The organism is Kitasatospora sp. NPDC058115 (assembly GCF_042884635.1).
Taxonomy (GTDB): Bacteria; Actinomycetota; Actinomycetes; order Streptomycetales; family Streptomycetaceae; genus Kitasatospora.
Map to the genome: position 1 here is coordinate 82,790 of NZ_JBHVTL010000029.1, position 17,895 is coordinate 100,684.

19 protein-coding genes are annotated in these 17,895 nt (G+C 74.1%); 13 read left to right on the top strand and 6 right to left on the bottom strand.

The genetic code is table 11. The features are described from left to right. Positions 1–15: 15 nt before the first annotated feature. Positions 16–885 carry a 3-hydroxybutyryl-CoA dehydrogenase gene (locus ACFVVL_RS28160; RefSeq protein WP_380293234.1) on the bottom strand — a complete coding sequence of 290 codons (870 nt, stop codon included), beginning with the start codon at positions 883–885 and terminating at the stop codon, positions 16–18. 294 nt (positions 886–1,179) lie between these two features. Between ACFVVL_RS28160 and ACFVVL_RS28165 the strand changes: the two genes are divergently transcribed. Continuing rightward, a complete protein-coding gene (locus ACFVVL_RS28165; protein WP_380293236.1) occupies positions 1,180–1,998 on the top strand; it encodes an SDR family NAD(P)-dependent oxidoreductase in 819 nt (272 codons plus the stop codon). 40 nt (positions 1,999–2,038) lie between these two features. Here the strand turns inward: ACFVVL_RS28165 and ACFVVL_RS28170 are convergent, their stop codons facing one another. Both ACFVVL_RS28170 and ACFVVL_RS28175 read right to left on the bottom strand, forming a co-directional pair. Then, positions 2,039–3,037 (bottom strand): ketopantoate reductase family protein, encoded by a 999-nt coding sequence (locus ACFVVL_RS28170; RefSeq protein WP_380293238.1) that lies wholly within the window; start codon positions 3,035–3,037, stop codon positions 2,039–2,041. 33 nt (positions 3,038–3,070) lie between these two features. Continuing rightward, positions 3,071–3,973 (bottom strand): polysaccharide deacetylase family protein, encoded by a 903-nt coding sequence (locus ACFVVL_RS28175; protein WP_387680070.1) that lies wholly within the window; start codon positions 3,971–3,973, stop codon positions 3,071–3,073. Positions 3,974–4,248: 275 nt separating this feature from the next. Here ACFVVL_RS28175 and ACFVVL_RS28180 point away from each other — a divergent pair, with 275 nt between their 5' ends. Continuing rightward, complete coding sequence (locus ACFVVL_RS28180) at positions 4,249–5,136, top strand: SAM-dependent methyltransferase (RefSeq protein ID WP_380293242.1); 888 nt, start codon at positions 4,249–4,251, stop codon at positions 5,134–5,136. A gap of 102 nt (positions 5,137–5,238) precedes the next feature. Continuing rightward, complete coding sequence (locus ACFVVL_RS28185) at positions 5,239–5,748, top strand: FBP domain-containing protein (protein ID WP_387680073.1); 510 nt, start codon at positions 5,239–5,241, stop codon at positions 5,746–5,748. Positions 5,749–5,823: 75 nt separating this feature from the next. On the opposite strand, the gene ACFVVL_RS28190 is transcribed toward ACFVVL_RS28185, so the two are convergent. From ACFVVL_RS28190 to ACFVVL_RS28200, 3 genes are all read right to left on the bottom strand, one after another. Then, a complete protein-coding gene (locus ACFVVL_RS28190; RefSeq protein ID WP_380293246.1) occupies positions 5,824–6,075 on the bottom strand; it encodes a hypothetical protein in 252 nt (83 codons plus the stop codon). A 145-nt stretch (positions 6,076–6,220) separates the two neighbouring features. Continuing rightward, positions 6,221–6,595, bottom strand: coding sequence for an RNA-binding S4 domain-containing protein (locus tag ACFVVL_RS28195; RefSeq protein ID WP_380293248.1), 375 nt, complete (start codon positions 6,593–6,595; stop codon positions 6,221–6,223). 21 nt (positions 6,596–6,616) lie between these two features. After that, on the bottom strand, positions 6,617–7,021 hold the full coding sequence (locus ACFVVL_RS28200) for a VOC family protein (protein ID WP_380293250.1): 405 nt from the start codon (positions 7,019–7,021) through the stop codon (positions 6,617–6,619). A gap of 103 nt (positions 7,022–7,124) precedes the next feature. On the opposite strand from ACFVVL_RS28200, the gene ACFVVL_RS28205 reads away from it, so the two are divergent. The 10 genes from ACFVVL_RS28205 (at position 7,125) to ACFVVL_RS28250 (ending at position 17,469) form a co-directional block, all read left to right on the top strand. Then, positions 7,125–8,348: a methyltransferase gene (locus ACFVVL_RS28205; protein WP_380293252.1), complete on the top strand. Its 1,224-nt coding sequence runs from the start codon at positions 7,125–7,127 to the stop codon at positions 8,346–8,348. A gap of 100 nt (positions 8,349–8,448) precedes the next feature. Then, the gene (argC, locus tag ACFVVL_RS28210) at positions 8,449–9,477 is read left to right on the top strand and encodes an N-acetyl-gamma-glutamyl-phosphate reductase (RefSeq protein ID WP_380293254.1); all 1,029 of its coding nucleotides are present in this window, start codon (positions 8,449–8,451) and stop codon (positions 9,475–9,477) included. Continuing rightward, complete coding sequence (gene argJ / locus ACFVVL_RS28215; protein ID WP_380293256.1) at positions 9,474–10,646, top strand: bifunctional glutamate N-acetyltransferase/amino-acid acetyltransferase ArgJ; 1,173 nt, start codon at positions 9,474–9,476, stop codon at positions 10,644–10,646. Before argC ends, argJ begins: the two co-directional genes overlap by 4 nt. Positions 10,647–10,733: 87 nt before the next feature. Further along, positions 10,734–11,609: an acetylglutamate kinase gene (gene argB / locus ACFVVL_RS28220; RefSeq protein ID WP_380293287.1), complete on the top strand. Its 876-nt coding sequence runs from the start codon at positions 10,734–10,736 to the stop codon at positions 11,607–11,609. After that, complete coding sequence (locus ACFVVL_RS28225; RefSeq protein WP_380293257.1) at positions 11,606–12,814, top strand: acetylornithine transaminase; 1,209 nt, start codon at positions 11,606–11,608, stop codon at positions 12,812–12,814. Before argB ends, ACFVVL_RS28225 begins: the two co-directional genes overlap by 4 nt. Before the next feature lie 17 nt (positions 12,815–12,831). Next, positions 12,832–13,380: an arginine repressor gene (locus ACFVVL_RS28230; RefSeq protein WP_380293259.1), complete on the top strand. Its 549-nt coding sequence runs from the start codon at positions 12,832–12,834 to the stop codon at positions 13,378–13,380. A gap of 150 nt (positions 13,381–13,530) precedes the next feature. Further along, positions 13,531–14,724: an argininosuccinate synthase gene (locus ACFVVL_RS28235; RefSeq protein ID WP_380293261.1), complete on the top strand. Its 1,194-nt coding sequence runs from the start codon at positions 13,531–13,533 to the stop codon at positions 14,722–14,724. A 78-nt stretch (positions 14,725–14,802) separates the two neighbouring features. Next, positions 14,803–16,236 (top strand): argininosuccinate lyase, encoded by a 1,434-nt coding sequence (gene argH, locus ACFVVL_RS28240; protein ID WP_380293263.1) that lies wholly within the window; start codon positions 14,803–14,805, stop codon positions 16,234–16,236. 114 nt (positions 16,237–16,350) lie between these two features. Then, complete coding sequence (locus ACFVVL_RS28245; protein WP_380293265.1) at positions 16,351–16,608, top strand: hypothetical protein; 258 nt, start codon at positions 16,351–16,353, stop codon at positions 16,606–16,608. A 360-nt stretch (positions 16,609–16,968) separates the two neighbouring features. After that, a complete protein-coding gene (locus ACFVVL_RS28250) occupies positions 16,969–17,469 on the top strand; it encodes a GNAT family N-acetyltransferase (RefSeq protein ID WP_387680083.1) in 501 nt (166 codons plus the stop codon). Positions 17,470–17,895: the final 426 nt, after the last annotated feature.

Consider the following 17,895-nt stretch of genomic DNA (forward strand, 5'->3'; position numbering starts at 1 on the left):
GCCGGGCGCCGGCGGTCAGGCGGTGGCGGTGTAGTCGTAGAAGCCGCGGCCGGACTTGCGGCCGAGCAGGCCCGCGTCCACCATCCGCGACAGCAGCGGGGGAGCGGCGTAGAGCGGCTCCTTGTACTCGTCGTACATCGACTCGGCGATCGAGACGATGGTGTCCAGGCCGATCAGGTCGCACAGCCGCAGCGGGCCCATCGGGTGGGCGCAGCCGGCCTCCATGCCCTTGTCGATGTCGGAGGCGGTCGCCACCCCGGACTCGAACATCCGCACCGCCGACAGCAGGTACGGCACCAGCAGCGCGTTCACCACGAAACCGGCCCGGTCGCGGGCGCGGATCGGGGCCTTGTGCAGGACCTCGGTGGCGAACGCCTCCACCCGGTCGGTGGTGGCGGCCGAGGTCGTCAGGGTCGGGATCACCTCGACCAGCTTCTGCACCGGCGCCGGGTTGAAGAAGTGCAGGCCGATCACCTGCTCCGGGCGGGAGGTGGCGGCGGCCAGCTTCACGATCGGGATCGACGAGGTGTTCGAGGCGAGGATCGCGTCCCGGCGCTCCACCACCCGGTCCAGCGTCTCGAAGATCTTCACCTTGACGTCCTCGCGCTCGGCCACCGCCTCGACCACCAGGTCGCGGTCGGCGAAGTCCGTCAGGTCGACGGTGAACGCCAGCCGGCCCAGCGCCTCGTCGCGCTCCTCCTGCGACAGCTTGCCGCGCTTCACGGCGGTGTCCAGCGAGTTGGTCAGCCGGGCGCGCCCGAACTCCAGCGCCTCCCCGCTCGCCTCGGCGACCAGGACGTCCAGCCCCGCCCGGGCGAACACCTCCGCGATGCCCGATCCCATGAGTCCGCAGCCGATCACTCCGACGCGCGCGATGTCACTCACTCAGTTGCCCTTCGGTGGTGCTGGGGGTCACCCAGCGACAAGTGGCCCAGCTGCTGCTGTCCGGCGGTTCGGGAGCACCGGTATGTGCGGACCGGTGCACCGCCCCGACGACGTTACTACTCCCTACCAGCCAGTAGGTCATCCCCTCCCCGGCGGAGGCGCCGCGCGGCGCCTTCCCCCGAACGGGTGGGCCCGCCCGCGTCGCGGGCGCTCACCCGCGCCGGTGCGGCCCGCCGGGCGACAGAATGCGGGGCCGGACCGCGGGTGGTCACGGACGGACGGAGGGAGCACGGCATGCCGACGGGATCGCTCACGGGACAGGTCGCGCTGGTCACCGGCGCCGGCCGCGGCATCGGCCGGGAACTCGCCGTGGGCCTGGCCGCCGAGGGCATGGCCGTCGGCCTCGTCGGCCGCACCCAGGAGACGCTCACCGACACCCTCAAGGAGTGCGTGCGGCACGGCGCGCGCGGCGTCGCCGTCGCCGCCGACGTGACCCGCCCGGGCTCGGTCCGCGAAGCCGTCCGCGTCGTCGAACGCGACCTCGGCCCCGTCGACCTGCTGGTCAACAACGCCGGCCAGGTCGACCACGCCGAGGTCCCGCTCTGGGAGACCGACGTCAACCAGTGGTGGCAGGTCGTCGAGGTCAACCTGCGCGGCCCCTACAACCTGCTGCGCTGCGTGCTGCCCGGCATGGTCCGCCGCCGCCGAGGCCGTGTCGTCAACCTCAACTCCGGCTTCGCGCTGCGCCCCGACGGCCACTACACCGCGTACGCGACCTCCAAGGGCGCGCTGCTCCAGCTCTCCGACAACATCGCCGACTCGCTCGCCGAGCACCACGTGGTGATCCTCGACATCAGCCCCGGCGCCGTCGCCACCGACATGACCGCCGGCATGCCGATGTTCCGCGACACCACCAGCTGGGGCTCCATCCCCTACATGGTCGCGGTCACCGTGGACGTCGCCCGCGGGCGCTTCGACGCGCTGCACGGGCGCTTCCTGCACGCCGGACGGGACGACCTGGAGGAACTCGTCCGCCACGCCGAGCGGATGCGCGAGACGGACGCCCGCACCCTGCGGCTGCGCCCGTACGGGCCCGACGACCCGATGGTCTGAGCCGCGCACAGGGCGAGCCGGGCGAACCGCCGCACACGGCTCACAGCGCGCGCAGCGCCGCCAGCTCCGGTCCGGTCAGCGAGCCCGGCGCCCGGCCGGTGCGGGCGAACTCCCCGGCCAGCCGTTGCAGGGCCTCGTTGAGCGGCGCCGCCGCCCCGTGCAGCCGGGCCAGCAGCACGATCTCGCCGTTCAGGTGGTCCGCCTCGATCGAGCCGGTGCCGCGGGCCAGGCTCTGCCAGGACGACGAACCGGCCCGCTCCTCGCCGGCCACCGGCTCCATGCGCAGCGACGCGCGCACCGTGCGGGCCTGCTCGGCCGGGTCCCGGTGGGCGACGCCGGCGGCCGCCAGCACGGCGACGCCCTCCGCGGTCACCCGCTCCCGCAGCTCGTGCAGCGCGGCGTCGTCGGTGCCTGCGGCGACGGCGTCCAGCGCGTTGCCGAGGTTGCCGAGCAGCTTGGTGTACTTCCAGCCCATCACGTCGTCCTCCAGCGGGGCGCCGAAGCCCGACGCGGCGAGGTCGGCGGCGATCGCGGCGGCCCGCGGCCCGCCGGTGCCGGACGGGTAGCCGCCCAGCCGCAGCACCCCGCTGACCGGCGTGCCGCCCGCGCTCACCCGGCCCGGCTCCAGATGGGTGGACGGCATCCACACGCACATCGCCAGCACCTCGTGGAACAGCCGCAGCGCGAGCCGCTCGTTCTCCACCCCGTTCTGCGCGCACACCACCGGCAGCCGCTCGGCGGCCGTCCCGCCGCCGGCCACCGGGCGCGGCGCCCACGCGGCCAGCGCGGCGGCGGTGTCCTGCGTCTTGACGGCGAGCACCAGCACGTCGTCCGCCCGCAGCGTCACCTCCTGCGGCCCGCCGGCCACCGGGACCCGCAGCGTCCGCACCCCCTCCGGGGTGCCGAACCGCAGGCCCCGCGCGCGCAGCGCCTCCAGGTGCGCGCCGCGCGCGACCAGGACCACCTCGTGCCCGCCCTCGTGCAGCCGGGCACCGATCGTGCCGCCCACCGCACCCGCCCCGACGATGATGTAGCGCATCCCCGAAGCATGCCACGGGCCCCGCGCGGGCCGTCAGGCGAACAGGCGGCTCGCGGTCACCGGGGTGAGGCCGGCCCTTCCGAGGCCGTCGAGGATGCCGGGCAGCGCGTCGACCGTGCAGCGGTGGCCCAGGTGCAGGGCGACCACCGAGCCGCCGCGCACCGAGCCGAGCACCCGGCGCTGCAGCTCGGCGGCGTTCGGGTCGGCGTAGTCGCGCGGGTCGACGTCGAAGGAGAGGACGTGCTCGTACCCGACCGCCTTCGCCTGCTCGCGCACCATCGGCGTCGCGTACTGGGCGGCCGAGGGGCGGAACCAGCGGCCGATCGAGCCGGTGAGGCGCTGCAGCCGCTCCGCACACTGGGCGATCTCGGCGCGCGCCCGGTCCGGCGTCATGGTGGAGATGTTCTGGTGGTTCTGGGTGTGGTTGCCCAGCTCGTGGCCGCCGTCCAGGATCCGCCGGGCCATCTGCGGCTGCTGGTCGAGCCAGCTGCCGACGACCATCACGGTGAGCCCCACCCCGCGCTGCTCGGCGATCTCCAGCAGGGCGGTGGCGAGCGCGGGGTCGCCGCTGCCGTGGAAGGTCAGCGCGACACCGCGGCCCGAGCGCGGCCCGTACGCGACCTCGACCGGGGTGCCCGGTGCCAGCGGCGGCAGCACCGGCGGGGTGGGCGGCGTGTCGGCGGCGGTCGCGACGGCGGGCGGGGCGGAGGCGGTGGCCGGGCTCGCGGCGGGCTCCGGCGAGGCCGGTCCCTCGCTGCCGGCCCAGGCCGGGTCCACGGTGCCCGACGGGTCCACCGGCCCCGGGCGCACGGCGAAGGCCCCCGGGTCGGTCCGGCGGCGGCCGGTGTCGCCGCAGGCGGTGAGCAGGCCGCCGACGGCGGTGAGGGCGGCCAGTTTGACGGTGGTGCGCAGGACGGTGCGCCGGTCGGCAGTCATCGGCAGCCAGCATAGAGACGCCGCCACCGCGCGGCGACCGCCGGGCGCGGCGGTCCGGGCCGCCCCGCGGAGGGGTGTTGACGTGCACACACACCATTGTTCGGATGCTGCGGAAACCTGAACTTCCGCTGTTTCACCGGGGTTTCGTCGGTTACGATCACGGCGCACCGTGCGGTGGGGGCCGCTGCCGGCAGTCCGCCGGACGCGGGGCAAGGGGAACAGGACCCGTTCGGCGGCGAACAGCTCCGGACGCAGCGGACACCAGGGGGCGGAAGATGAGCGAGGACACGACGGCGGCCTACGGCGGGACCGGCACCGACTGGGAGTGGGCGCGCGCCGACGACTGGCAGCCGCCGACCGAGCTCGACACCGGGATCCCGCACACGGCCCGGATGTACGACTACTACCTCGGCGGCAAGGACAACTTCGAGGCGGACCGCAAGGCCGCCGAGGCCGCCATCGCCGCCTATCCGGCGCTGCCGCTGATGGCCCGCACCAACCGCGAATTCCTCGGCCGAGCCGTGGAGTTCGCGGCCGGCCGGGGCATCCGGCAGTTCCTCGACATCGGCACCGGGATCCCCGCCGTCGGCTCCACCAGCGAGGTCGCCCGCCGGGTCGCCCCCGACGCCAGGGTCGTCTACGTCGACAACGACCCGATCGTGGCCACCCACGCGCGCGCCCTGCTCTCCGGGCACCCGGCCGGGCACACCTCGGTCATCGAGGCGGACCTGCGCGATCCGGAGTCGATCCTCGCCCACCCCGCCCTGAGCGGCGCCGTGGACCTCGGCGAACCGGTCGCCCTGATGCTGGTCGCCGTCCTGCACTTCATCCGCGACGAGGACGGCGCCGAGCGGATCGTGCGCACCCTGCGCGACGCGCTCGCCCCCGGCAGCGCGCTGATCCTCTCGCACGGCAGCCCCGACTTCGCCTCCCGGGAGAGCGCCGCCGAGGGCACCCGCGTCTACCGCAGCGCCAGCGCGCCGCTGGTGCTGCGCCCGCGCGCGGCCGTCGAACCCTTCTTCGGCGACTTCGAGTTCGCCGGCCCCGGCCTGGTCCAGCTCCCGCTGTGGCGCCCCGACGCCGGTCACATCCGCACCGCCGACCTCCCCGAGGGCTGGCAGGACGTCTCCGCCTACGCGGGTGTCGCCTTCAAGCGCGGATGACCACCGGGCCGCTGCCGCCGCCCGCGCCGCGGGCGGCGGCGGGGGTGCGGTACCGGAAAAATCGGGCGACGGGCGGGGGCGGGCGGTGTTAGCTTGCCGGGCATGCGTGCACTGAACGACCCCGAGATCCGTGCGTCCTTCGTCAACTCTTCCAAGGGCGAGGCGCGCCGGCTGAACCTGCCCCGGGGGCTGGCCGAACTCCCGTGGGACGAGCTGGACTTCCTCGGCTGGCGGGACCAGGGTGCGCCCGACCGCGCCTACCTCGTCGCCGAGCACCGCGGCGAGCTGGTCGGCGTCACCCTGCGGGTGCCCTCGTTCCGGCGCAGCCTGACCAAGACCAATGTGTGCTCGCTGTGCGTCACGGCCCACGCGGGCTCCGGCGTCGCGCTGCTCACCGCCCGCCGGGCCGGTGCGGCGGGCCGGGAGGGCAACAGCGTCGGCAGCTACATCTGCGCGGACCTCGCCTGCTCGCTCTACGTGCGCGGGCGCAAGAAGTCCGCGTCGGTCACCCGGCCCAACGAGTCGCTCCCGCTGGAGGAGCAGATCGCCCGCACGGTGGCCAACCTGGACGCCTTCCTGACCCAGGTGCGCAGCGAGTCCCCGGTCGCCTGAGCGGCAGCGGCGCCCCCGGCCCACCGGCGGGCCCGGCGGCGGGGTGCACCGCCGGGCCCGCCCGCCGTGCGGCGGTCAGGCCCAGATGGACAGCCGGGCCGTGAACGGGGAGAAGTCGAGGACGTCGCAGAAGTACGAGACCGCCTGGCCCCGGGCCACGTACGCCTTGCCGGCGGCGTGGCACGCCTCACCGCTCGGGTACATGCCCACGTAGACGTAGCCGGTCGTCCTGGTGGTGGATGCCTGGGCGGCGGGGGCGGCCATCAGACCGCCCGCCGCGAGCAGGCCGGCCAGAGCCATGGTGGAAACCGCCTTGCGCAATGCCATGCCGGTGCCTTCCTCGGACGTGAGCGCCGGACTGCCCGCCCGGCGCTTCGCAGCGAGTGTTCTCCGGTGCCCGGACCGCGGGCAATGGTCGAGACCAATTCGGCAGGAACCTGCCGTGGCCTTGCGCGACGCGCCCGCGAAGGGTTCACCGGCGGCGCAGATCGTCCATCTCGCGGCGGTCGCGCTTGGTCGGCCGCCCGGCGCCCCGGTCGCGCACGCCCGGCGCGGCGACGAACTCGCGCGCCGGCCGCGGCGGGCTGTTGTCCACCAGACACTCCGCCGCGACGCCCGCGCCGACCCGCTTGCGGATCAGCTTCGTCACCACCACGACCCGCTCCCAGCCCTCCAGGCGCACCCGGACCTCGTCGCCCGGCTTCAGCGCCTGCGCGGGCTTGGCCCGCTCGCCGTTGACCCGCACGTGCCCGGCCTTGCACGCCGCCGCCGCGGCCGACCGCGTCCGGGCCAGCCGCACCGACCAGATCCAGCTGTCCACCCGGACGCTTCCCTCGTCTTCGACCATCCTCCGAGCTTAGAGCCTGCCTCAGCGCCGCCCGGGCGCCTCCTGCACGGCCCAGCCGTTGCCGTCCGGATCGCTGAAGAACACGAACGAGTTCCACAGCTCGCCGCGCCCGTCCACCCGGTCGCCGTCCTCGAAGTGCTGCACCGGGCTCACCTCCACGCCCCGCGCCACCAGCTCCGCGTGCGCCCGGTCGATGTCCGGCACCACCAGCTGCAGCCCCTTCAGCGAGCCCGCCGGCGCGTCCGTCAGCCCCGTGCCCAGCACGATCGAACAACTGGAGCCGGGCGGCGTCAGCTGCACCACCCGCACCCCGTCCCGGATCCGGCTGTCGTGGTCGACGGTGAAGCCGGCCTGCTCCTCGTAGAAGAGCTTCGCCCGATCGACGTCCGTGACCGGGACCACCACCACTTCGAGCTTCCAGTCCATGGCTGCGCCCCTTCCGTCGGGCCCTCCCAGTATCGGCCGCCGCCCCTCCGCGCGCGCGGGCGCCGGTCGGCCGTCCCGCGCCGGTCGGCTAGCCTGGGCGGCGATGAACCACCTCGCCACCACCGCCGCCGCGACCCCCTTCCCGACCCCGTGGGGCACCCTCGACCTCACCCGCCACCCGGAGGACCCGCGCGAGCGGCTGCGCGCCTGGGACGCCGCCGACGAGTACCTGCTGCGGCACCTGGCCGGCGAGAGCGACTCCGCCGAGGGCCGGCCCACCGCCCTGGCCGGGCGCGCCGTCACCGTCCTCGGCGACCGCTGGGGGGCGCTGACCACCGCGCTCGCCACCGCCCCCGCCGCCGACGCCCCCGCTGCGATCACCCAGATCAGCGACTCGCACCTTGCCCGGTGCGCCACCGGGACCAACCTCGCCCGGGCCGGGGCCGACCCCGCCGCCGCCCGGCTGCTCACCACCCGTGACACCCCGCCCGGGCGCACCGACGTCCTGCTGGTGCGCGTCCCCAAGAGCCTCGCCCTGCTGGAGGACCAGCTGCACCGGCTCGCCCCGGCCCTCCACCCGGACACCGTGGTCCTCGGCACCGGCATGACCACCGAGATCCACACCTCCACCCTGCAGCTCTTCGAGCGGATCCTCGGCCCCACCCGCACCTCGCTCGCCGTCCGCAAGGCCCGGCTGATCCTGTGCACCCCCGACCCGGCGCGCGAGCCCGGGCCCAACCCCTGGCCGCACCGCTACGCCCTGCCCGCCGGCATCGGCCCGGTCTCGGGCCGCACCGTGGTCAACCACGCCGGCACCTTCTGCGCCGACCGCCTGGACATCGGCACCCGCTTCCTCCTCGCCCACCTGCCCACCGCCGCCCCCGGCGCCCGCGTCGTCGACCTCGGCTGCGGCAACGGCGTGGTCGGCACCGCCGCCGCCCTCGCCGCCCCCGGCGCCGAACTGGTCTTCGTCGACGAGTCCCACCAGGCGGTCGCCTCCGCCGAGGAGACCTTCCGCGCCAACCTCGGCCCGGAGGCCCCCGCCGAGTTCCTGACCGCCGACGCGCTCGACGACGCCGGGGTGCCGGCCGGCTCGGTGGACCTCGTGCTCAACAATCCGCCGTTCCACTCCCACCAGGCCACCACCGACGCCACCGCCTGGCGGATGTTCACCGGCGCCCGTCGCGCGCTGCGCCCCGGCGGAGAGCTGTGGGTGGTCGGCAACCGCCACCTCGGCTACCACGTCAAGCTGCGCCGTCTGTTCGGCAACTGCCGGACGGTCGCGGGCAATCCGAAGTTCGTGGTGCTCAGGGCCGTCAAGCGCTGAGCACCCCGGCGCCGCCCCCGGGCCGGGGCGGCCCCGCGCATACTCCTTGCATGAATGTTCCGTGCTGCGTATATTCATGCCACGACGAAGGAGGAACGCCATGGCATTGCGAGTCGCCGTCGCCGGCGCGAGCGGGTACGCGGGCGGTGAGGTGCTGCGCCTGCTGCTCGGCCACCCCGAGGTGGAGATCGGGGCGCTGACCGGCGGCTCGAACGCGGGCACCCGCCTCGGGCTGCTCCAGCCGCACCTGCTGCCGCTGGCCGACCGGGTCCTGGAGCCGACCACCCCGGAGGTGCTGGCCGACCACGACGTGGTGTTCCTGGCGCTGCCGCACGGCCAGTCCGCCGCCGTCGCCGAGGCGCTCGGCGAGAACGTGCTGGTCGTCGACTGCGGCGCGGACTTCCGGCTCAAGGCCGCCGCCGACTGGGAGCAGTTCTACGGCTCCGCGCACGCCGGCACCTGGCCCTACGGCCTGCCCGAGCTGCCCGGCCACCGCGCCGCGCTCAAGGGCAGCAACCGCATCGCCGTCCCCGGCTGCTACCCGACGGCCGTCTCGCTCGCCCTGTTCCCCGCCTACGCGGCGGGCCTGGCCGAGCCCGAGGCGGTGGTGGTCGCCGCCTCCGGCACCTCCGGCGCCGGCAAGGCCGCCAAGACCCACCTGCTCGGCAGCGAGGTGATGGGCAGCGTCAGCGCCTACGGCGTCGGCGGCGTCCACCGGCACACCCCGGAGATGTCCCAGAACCTCACCCCGCTCGCGGGCGAGCCGGTCACCGTCTCCTTCACCCCCACCCTGGTCCCGATGCCGCGCGGCATCCTCGCCACCTGCTCCGCCAAGGCGAAGCCCGGGGTCGGCGCCGAGCAACTGCGGGCCGCCTACGCCGAGGCGTACGGCGACGAGCCGTTCGTGCACCTGCTGCCCGAGGGCCAGTGGCCGCAGACCAGCAGCGTCTACGGCTCCAACGCCGCCCTGGTGCAGGTCGCCCTGGACGCGGCCGCCGGGCGGATCGTGGCGATCAGCGCGATCGACAACCTGGTCAAGGGCACCGCCGGCGGTGCGGTGCAGAGCATGAACATCGCCCTCGGACTGCCCGAGGAGCTGGGCCTTCCCGTGAACGGAGTCGCACCGTGACCGACCACCAGAACGTCGGCGTCACCGCCGCCCAGGGCTTCCGGGCCGCCGGCGTCACCGCCGGGATCAAGGCCTCCGGCACCCCCGACCTGGCGCTGGTCGTCAACGACGGCCCCTCGCTCGCCGCCGCCGGCGTCTTCACCTCCAACCGGGTCAAGGCCGCCCCCGTGCTCTGGTCCGAGCAGGTCCTCAAGGGCGGCACGGTCTCCGCCGTCGTCCTCAACTCCGGCGGCGCCAACGCCTGCACCGGCCCGCTCGGCTTCCAGGACACCCACGCCACCGCCGAGAAGGTGGCCGGGGAGCTGGAGCTCAACGCCGGCGAGGTGGCCGTCGCCTCCACCGGCCTGATCGGCGTGCGCCTGCCGATGGACATCCTGCTGCCCGGCGTCACCACCGCCGCCGCCGCGCTCAGCGCCACCGGCGGCGAGCAGGCCGCGATCGCCATCAAGACCACCGACACCGTGCACAAGACCGCACAGGTCACCAGCCCGGCCGGCTGGACGGTCGGCGGCATGGCCAAGGGCGCCGGCATGCTCGCCCCGGGCCTGGCCACCATGCTGGTCGTGCTCACCACCGACGCCGACGCCGACGCCGCCGCCCTGGACGCGGCGCTGCGCGGCGCCACCCGCACCACCTTCGACCGGATCGACTCCGACGGCTGCATGTCCACCAACGACACCGTGCTGCTGCTCGCCTCCGGCGCCAGCGGCACCGTCCCGGACGCGGCCGAGTTCGACGAGGCCGTTCGCACCGTCTGCGCCGACCTCGCCCGCCAGCTGATCGGCGACGCCGAGGGCGCGAGCAAGGACATCCGGATCGACGTCACCGGCGCCGCCACCGAGCAGGAGGCCGTCGACGTCGCCCGGGTGATCAGCCGCAACAACCTCCTCAAGTGCGCCATCCACGGCGAGGACCCCAACTGGGGCCGGGTGCTGGCCGCGATCGGCACCACCGACGCCGCCTTCGACCCCGACCGCCTGGACGTCGCCATCAACGGTGTCTGGGTCTGCCGCGACGGCAGCGTGGGGGAGGACCGCGACCTCGTCGACATGACCGGCCGCGAGGTCGTCATCACCGCGAACCTCAACGCGGGCGGGGCCGGGGCCAGTCTGTGGACCAACGACCTCACCGCCGACTACGTGCACGAGAACAGCGCCTACTCCACCTGACAGCCGCCATCGAGCCGGGGAAGCAGAACTGTGCAGATCGCACCCAAGGGCGAACAGGCCCGCAACAACACCGCGTTGCCCAAGGCCATGACGCTCATCGAGGCCCTGCCGTGGCTGGAGCGCTTCCACGGCAAGACCGTGGTGATCAAGTTCGGCGGCAACGCCATGGTCGACGAGGAGCTCAAGGCCGCCTTCGCCAAGGACGTCGTCTTCCTGCGCTTCGCCGGTCTGCACCCCGTCGTGGTGCACGGCGGCGGCCCGCAGATCAGCGCCCAGCTCGACCGGCTCGGCCTGGAGTCCTCGTTCACCAACGGCCTGCGGGTCACCACCCCCGAGACCATGGACGTGGTCCGGATGGTGCTCGCCGGCCAGGTGCAGCGCGAACTCGTCGGCCTGCTCAACGAGCACGGCCCCTTCGCGGTCGGCCTGACCGGCGAGGACGCCCACACCATGACCGCCGTCAAGCGCTACGCGGTGGTCGACGGCGAGCAGGTCGACATCGGCCTGGTGGGCGACATCGTCAACATCGAGGCCGGCGCGGTGAAGGGGCTGATCGCCGACGGCCGCATCCCGGTGATCTCCTCGATCGCCCGCGGCGCCGACGGCCACGTCTACAACATCAACGCCGACACCGCCGCCGCCGCCCTCGCGGTCGCGCTCGGCGCCGAGATGCTCGTCGTGCTGACCGACGTGGAGGGCCTCTACAAGGACTGGCCGAACTCCGACGACGTGATCAGCCAGCTCAACGCCTCCGAGCTGGACGAGCTGCTGCCCACCCTGGCCAGCGGCATGCTGCCCAAGATGGAGGGCTGCCTGCGCGCGGTGCGCTCCGGCGTCGGCACCGCCCGCGTGCTGGACGGCCGGGTGCCGCACAGCCTGCTGCTGGAGATCTTCACCGACGAGGGCATCGGCACGATGGTCGTGCCCGACGACGAACCGACCGTGACCGGGGGACTCGCATGACTTCCAACGCCCAGCTCACCGAGCGCTGGCAGCACTCCTTCACCGACAACTACGGCACCCCCCGGATCCCGCTGGTCCGCGGCGAGGGCAGCAAGCTCTGGGACGCCGACGGCAAGGAGTACACCGACCTGCTCGGCGGCATCGCCGTCAACGCCCTCGGCACCGCCCACCCGGCCGTCGTCGAGGCCGTGAGCCGGCAGATCGCCACCCTCGGCCACGTCTCCAACCTGTTCATCGCCGAGCCCACCGTCGCCCTCGCCGAGCGCTTGCTGCGCCTGGACGGCCGCCCCGGGCGGGTGTTCTTCTGCAACTCGGGCGCCGAGGCCAACGAGGCCGCCTTCAAGATCGGCCGCCGCACCGGCCGCACCCACGTGGTCGCCCTGGAGGGCGGCTTCCACGGCCGCACCATGGGCGCCCTCGCGCTCACCGGCCAGCCCGCCAAGCAGGACCCGTTCCGCCCGCTGCCCGGCGACGTCACGCACGTCCCGTTCGGCGACGTCGAGGCGCTGCGCGCGGCCGTCACCACGGCGACCGCCGCGGTGTTCCTGGAGCCGATCCAGGGCGAGAACGGCGCGATCCCGCTGCCCGAGGGCTACCTGGCCGCCGCCCGCGAGATCACCCGCGCCACCGGCACCCTGCTGGTGCTGGACGAGATCCAGACCGGCATCGGCCGCACCGGCCACTGGTTCGCCCACCAGGCCTCCGAGGGCATCGAGCCGGACGTCGTCACGCTCGCCAAGGCGCTCGGCGGCGGCCTGCCGATGGGCGCGGTGCTGGCCTTCGGCGAGGCGGCCGACCTGCTGACCCCGGGCCAGCACGGCACCACCTTCGGCGGCAACCCGGTGGCCGCGGCGGCCGGTCTCGCGGTGCTCGACACCATCGAGTCCCAGGGCCTGCTGGAGCACGCCCGCAAGATCGGCGAGCGGCTGCGCACCGGCGTCGAGGCGCTGGCGGACCCGCTGGTCTCGCACGTGCGCGGGGCCGGGATGCTGCTGGGCATCGTGCTCACCGAGCCGGTGGCGGCGAAGGTGCAGGCGGGCCTGCAGGAGGCCGGGTTCCTGGTGAACGCCGCGGTGGCGGACGCGGTGCGCCTGGCCCCGCCGCTGGTGCTCACCGAGCAGGAGGCGGACGCCTTCCTGGCGGCCCTGCCGGCCGTGCTGCGGGCCGTCCGCGAGGGCGCCCCGGACGATGCGAACCGCGCGTAGTCCGGGAGAATAATCACATGACCGTACCCAACTCCGGGCAGCCCGCCGCCGGCCCGTCGCCGCAGGTGCCGCAGACCCGCACCGCGCGCCACCGGCGGATCGTGGACCTGCTCACCCGCCAGCCCGTGCGCTCGCAGAGCCAGCTCGCCAAGCTGCTCGCCGACGACGGACTCGTGGTCACCCAGGCCACCCTCTCCCGGGACCTGGACGAGCTGGGCGCGGTGAAGATCCGCAACCGGGACGGCGCGCTCATCTACGCCGTCCCGGCCGAGGGCGGCGACCGCACCCCGCGCGCGCCGATGGGGGAGTCCGCCACCGAGGGCCGGATGGCCCGGCTGGCCGGCGAGCTCATGGTCTCCGCCACCGCCTCCGGCAACCTGGTCGTGCTGCGCACCCCGCCGGGCGCGGCGCAGTTCCTGGCCTCGGCGATCGACCAGGCGGAGGTGTTCGAGATCATCGGCACCATCGCCGGCGACGACACCGTGCTGCTGATCAGCCGGGACGCGGCCGGCGGCCAGGCACTGGCCGACCACCTGATGCAGCTCGCCCAGGCGAAGGCGCAGTAACCGCCGTACGTCCCGTGTGGGCCCGGCTCCGGCCGGGCCCACCGGCGTATCCGGAACTCCTCGGCCACGGGGTTTTGAGTTTCATACGGAGTAGTGCATACTTATGCCTATCGCCGTAAGCCTGTTCGCACAGTTGTGAAGGAGAAAGCCGTGACCGAGCGCGTCGTACTCGCCTACTCGGGCGGTCTGGACACGTCCGTCTGCATCGGCTGGATCGCCGAGGAGACGGGCGCGGAGGTCATCGCCGTCGCCGTCGACGTCGGCCAGGGCGGCGAGGACCTGGACGTCATCCGCCAGCGCGCGCTGGACTGCGGTGCCGTCGAGGCCGAGGTCGCCGACGCCCGCGAGGAGTTCGCCGACGAGTACTGCCTGCCGGCCCTCAAGGCCAACGCCCTCTACCAGGGCGAGTACCCGCTGGTGTCCGCCCTGTCCCGGCCGGTCATCGTCAAGCACCTGGTCGCCGCCGCGCAGAAGCACGGCGCCACCACCGTCGCCCACGGCTGCACCGGCAAGGGCAACGACCAGGTCCGCTTCGAGGTCGGCATCAACTCCCTCGCCCCGGGCCTCAAGTGCATCGCCCCGGTCCGCGACTACGCGATGACCCGGGACAAGGCCATCGCCTTCGCCGAGGCCAAGGGCCTGCCGATCGCCACCACCAAGAAGTCCCCGTACTCGATCGACCAGAACGTCTTCGGGCGGGCCGTCGAGACCGGCTTCCTGGAGGACATCTGGAACGCCCCGATCGAGGACGTCTACGAGTACACCCAGAACCCGGCCACCCCGCGCGAGGCCGACGAGGTGGTCATCACCTTCGAGGCCGGCGTCCCGGTCGCGATCGACGGCCGCAAGGTCACCGTCCTGCAGGCCATCGAGGAGCTCAACAAGCGGGCCGGCGCCCAGGGCGTGGGCCGCCTCGACATGGTCGAGGACCGGCTGGTCGGCATCAAGTCCCGGGAGATCTACGAGGCCCCCGGCGCGATCGCCCTGATCACCGCCCACCAGGCGCTGGAGAACGTCACCGTCGAGCGCGAACTCGCCCGCTACAAGCGGCAGGTCGAGCAGCGCTGGGCCGAACTGGTCTACGACGGCCTGTGGTTCTCCCCGCTCAAGCGCGCCCTCGACGGCTTCGTCGACGAGGCCAACCAGCACGTCTCCGGCGACATCCGGATGGTCCTGCACGGCGGCCGGGCCGTCGTCAACGGCCGCAAGTCCGAGCAGTCGCTCTACGACTTCAACCTCGCCACCTACGACACCGGCGACACCTTCGACCAGTCGATGTCCAAGGGCTTCATCGAGATCTTCGGCCTCTCCTCGAAGATCGCCGCCCGCCGCGACCTGGGCTGAGCCCGCACCCGGCCCCGGCCGCACCCGGCCGGGGCCGCCCCCCACCCGCACTTCCCGCACGTCAGTAAGGAGCCAGCGATGTCCGCCGACCAGACCGCCTCCGGTGGCGACGTCCGCCTCTGGGGCGCCCGCTTCGCCGACGGCCCGTCCGAGGCCCTGGCCAGGCTCTCCGCCTCGGTGCACTTCGACTGGCGCCTCGCCCCCTACGACATCGCCGGCTCCAAGGCCCACGCCCGCGTACTGCACGGGGCCGGCCTGCTCGACGACGGCGAACTCGCCGCGATGCACGACGGACTCGACCGGCTGCTCGCCGACGTCGAGGCCGGCACCTTCACCGGCACCATCGCCGACGAGGACGTCCACACCGCCCTGGAGCGGGGCCTGCTGGAGCGCCTCGGCCCCGACCTCGGCGGCAAGCTGCGGGCCGGCCGCTCGCGCAACGACCAGATCGCCACCCTCTTCCGGATGTACCTGCGGGACCACGCGAAGACCATCGGCGCCCTGCTGCTCGACCTCCAGCACGCCCTGGTCGGCCTCGCCGAGGCCCACCCGGACACCGCCATGCCGGGCCGCACCCACCTCCAGCACGCCCAGCCGGTCCTCTTCGCCCACCACGTCCTCGCGCACGTGCAGGCCCTCGGCCGCGACGCCGAGCGGCTGCGCCAGTGGGACGCCCGCACCGCCGTCTCCCCCTACGGCTCCGGGGCGCTGGCCGGCTCCTCGCTCGGCCTCGACCCGCAGGCCGTGGCCGCCGACCTCGGCTTCGAGGGCGGCTCCGTCGGCAACTCCATCGACGGCACCGCCTCGCGCGACTTCGTCGCCGAATTCGCCTTCGTCACCGCGATGATCGGGATCAACCTCTCCCGGATCGCGGAGGAGGTGATCATCTGGAACACCAAGGAGTTCGGCTTCATCACGCTCCACGACGCCTTCTCCACCGGCTCGTCGATCATGCCGCAGAAGAAGAACCCCGACATCGCCGAGCTCGCCCGCGGCAAGTCCGGCCGGCTCATCGGCAACCTCACCGGCCTGCTCGCCACCCTCAAGGCCCTCCCGCTCGCCTACAACCGCGACCTCCAGGAGGACAAGGAGCCGGTCTTCGACTCCTGCGACACCCTCGAAGTCCTGCTGCCCGCCTTCACCGGCATGATGGCCACCCTCACCGTCCACCGCGAGCGCCTCGAAGAGCTCGCCCCGGCCGGCTTCTCCCTCGCCACCGACATCGCCGAATGGCTCGTCAAGCAGGGCGTGCCGTTCCGGGTCGCCCACGAGGTCGCCGGCGCCTGCGTCAAGGAGTGCGAGGCCCACGGCATCGAACTCGCCGACCTGACGGACGAGCAGTTCGCCGCCATCTCCGAGCACCTCACCCCCGAGGTCCGCACCGTGCTCAGCGTCCACGGCGCGATCGCCTCCCGCAACGGCCGCGGCGGCACCGCCCCCGACGCCGTCGCCGTCCAGCTCGCCGAGGTCAAGGCCGACCTGGCCGCCCAGCAGACGTGGGTCACCGGCTGAGCGCGGCCCCGAGCACCCGGGGGAGGGGCGTGGCGGACCGACCGCCGCGCCCCTCCCGCGCGCACGCCACCGCACGGCCGTAACCGGCCCGGCCCCCGCCGGGTCAAGCACGGTATGCGCACCGACCCCCCGTCCCACCCGTCCGCCGAGGACGAGGTCCTCGCCGGGCTGCGCCGCCGCCTCGTCCACGAGGCCGTCGCCGCCCTGCCCGGCCGCTGCCCGCAACTGGTCGCCGCCCTCACCGAGGACCCGCCGCCGACCTACCGCGAACTCTCCCGCCGCCTCGGCATGCCCCGCGGCTCCATCGGCCCCACCCGCGCCCGCTGCCTCGCCTGCCTGCGCGCCCTGCTGCACGCCGAGCGCCACGCCTGACCCGGGCCGCCGTGGCCCGCCCCGCCCGGCCGCCGCCGCTCACCCGACCGGACGTGACGTCCGCCACGCCCGCCGCGCCGCCGGGCGTGACCCTCGCCACGTCCGGCGGCCACGAGGTTGAGGGCAGCTGACGCGCGGGTAAGGCGCTGGCGAACGCCGCTCTTGACGGTGACGCGCCCGCCCCGATACTGACCGTGAGCGTGCCGCCGCCGACACGGCCCCACAGGGCCGTGCGGGCTGGTACGTTCGTGCGCCACCCCGGTCTGGGCGGATCCCCGGCCGGGACAACACCTCCGGCAGGGACCCGGTGCGACACCCTCACGTTCACGCGCCGGCACAAGGATGGGGAGGCCCCCGCACATGGGCATGAGCGTCATCATTTCGACCGCCGACACGAACGACGCGGAGCAGATCCTCAAGCTCCAGTACCTCGGCTACCAGAGCGAGGCCGAACTCTACGGGGACTGGGCCATCGAGCCGCTGACCCAGACCCTGGAGAGCCTGCGCACCGAACTGACCGAGCAGCACATCCTGGTCGCCCGCCTCGGCGAGGAGATCGTCGGCACCGTGCGCGGCGTGCGCGGCCCCGACGGCGTCGGGCGGATAGGGCGCCTGGTCGTCCACCCGCGTATGCAGCGCCACGGCCTCGGCGGCCGCCTGCTGGAAGCCCTCGAACAGCGCCTCGCCCAGGACGGCGCGGTGACCTCCTACCAGCTCTTCACCGGCGACCGCAGCCTCGGCAACCTGCGTCTCTACGCCCGCCAGGGCTACCGGCGGACCACCGTCGAACAGGTCAGCGGCCGGGTCACCCTGGTCCACCTGGAGAAGCCCGCCGCCGCCCCGCTCGCCGCCACCGCCTGAACGCCCCGGCCGTCCCGGTTCCCGCCGGCGCCGCCACCATCCGGACCCCCGGTGGCGGCGCCGAGTCGCGTCACCCCAGCTCACCGCCCCAGGTGTCCGCATTGCGGACAGCCCGTGCGGACAATTGGGCGTACCCCGGCCCATCTGTTTTACTGGCTCACATGACTGCGACGACGAAATGGACCCCCACCGGCACACTGCCGGCAGGTGAGCGTGCCATGTGCCGTCGAATGTGTCACCGCTGAGGGCCATCGCCCCCGGCACCCGCTGAGAGTGCCCCTCCCTCGCGCCCCGAAGCGAGACCCCGGCGCCGCTGCCGTCCCCGTGCGAGCGCGCCCGTCCTGCCGTCCCCCCTCCTCCCGCCCGCCCGCCCGCCCGCCCGCCCGCGGACGGCCGGTGACTCGTAAGGGCCACGCCGTCGCGCGG

What these genes read in the sequence shown, in the direction of transcription:
- ACFVVL_RS28165 (WP_380293236.1), top strand. Translation starts at nt 1,180, where the DNA reads ATGCCGACGGGATCGCTCACGGGACAGGTCGCGCTGGTCACCGGCGCC.
- ACFVVL_RS28170 (WP_380293238.1), bottom strand. Translation starts at nt 3,037, where the DNA reads ATGCGCTACATCATCGTCGGGGCGGGTGCGGTGGGCGGCACGATCGGT.
- ACFVVL_RS28175 (WP_387680070.1), bottom strand. Translation starts at nt 3,973, where the DNA reads ATGACTGCCGACCGGCGCACCGTCCTGCGCACCACCGTCAAACTGGCC.
- ACFVVL_RS28180 (WP_380293242.1), top strand. Translation starts at nt 4,249, where the DNA reads ATGAGCGAGGACACGACGGCGGCCTACGGCGGGACCGGCACCGACTGG.
- ACFVVL_RS28185 (WP_387680073.1), top strand. Translation starts at nt 5,239, where the DNA reads ATGCGTGCACTGAACGACCCCGAGATCCGTGCGTCCTTCGTCAACTCT.
- ACFVVL_RS28190 (WP_380293246.1), bottom strand. Translation starts at nt 6,075, where the DNA reads ATGGCATTGCGCAAGGCGGTTTCCACCATGGCTCTGGCCGGCCTGCTC.
- ACFVVL_RS28195 (WP_380293248.1), bottom strand. Translation starts at nt 6,595, where the DNA reads ATGGTCGAAGACGAGGGAAGCGTCCGGGTGGACAGCTGGATCTGGTCG.
- ACFVVL_RS28200 (WP_380293250.1), bottom strand. Translation starts at nt 7,021, where the DNA reads ATGGACTGGAAGCTCGAAGTGGTGGTGGTCCCGGTCACGGACGTCGAT.
- ACFVVL_RS28205 (WP_380293252.1), top strand. Translation starts at nt 7,125, where the DNA reads ATGAACCACCTCGCCACCACCGCCGCCGCGACCCCCTTCCCGACCCCG.
- argC (WP_380293254.1), top strand. Translation starts at nt 8,449, where the DNA reads ATGGCATTGCGAGTCGCCGTCGCCGGCGCGAGCGGGTACGCGGGCGGT.
- argB (WP_380293287.1), top strand. Translation starts at nt 10,734, where the DNA reads ATGACGCTCATCGAGGCCCTGCCGTGGCTGGAGCGCTTCCACGGCAAG.
- ACFVVL_RS28225 (WP_380293257.1), top strand. Translation starts at nt 11,606, where the DNA reads ATGACTTCCAACGCCCAGCTCACCGAGCGCTGGCAGCACTCCTTCACC.
- ACFVVL_RS28230 (WP_380293259.1), top strand. Translation starts at nt 12,832, where the DNA reads ATGACCGTACCCAACTCCGGGCAGCCCGCCGCCGGCCCGTCGCCGCAG.
- argH (WP_380293263.1), top strand. Translation starts at nt 14,803, where the DNA reads ATGTCCGCCGACCAGACCGCCTCCGGTGGCGACGTCCGCCTCTGGGGC.
- ACFVVL_RS28245 (WP_380293265.1), top strand. Translation starts at nt 16,351, where the DNA reads ATGCGCACCGACCCCCCGTCCCACCCGTCCGCCGAGGACGAGGTCCTC.
- ACFVVL_RS28250 (WP_387680083.1), top strand. Translation starts at nt 16,969, where the DNA reads ATGGGCATGAGCGTCATCATTTCGACCGCCGACACGAACGACGCGGAG.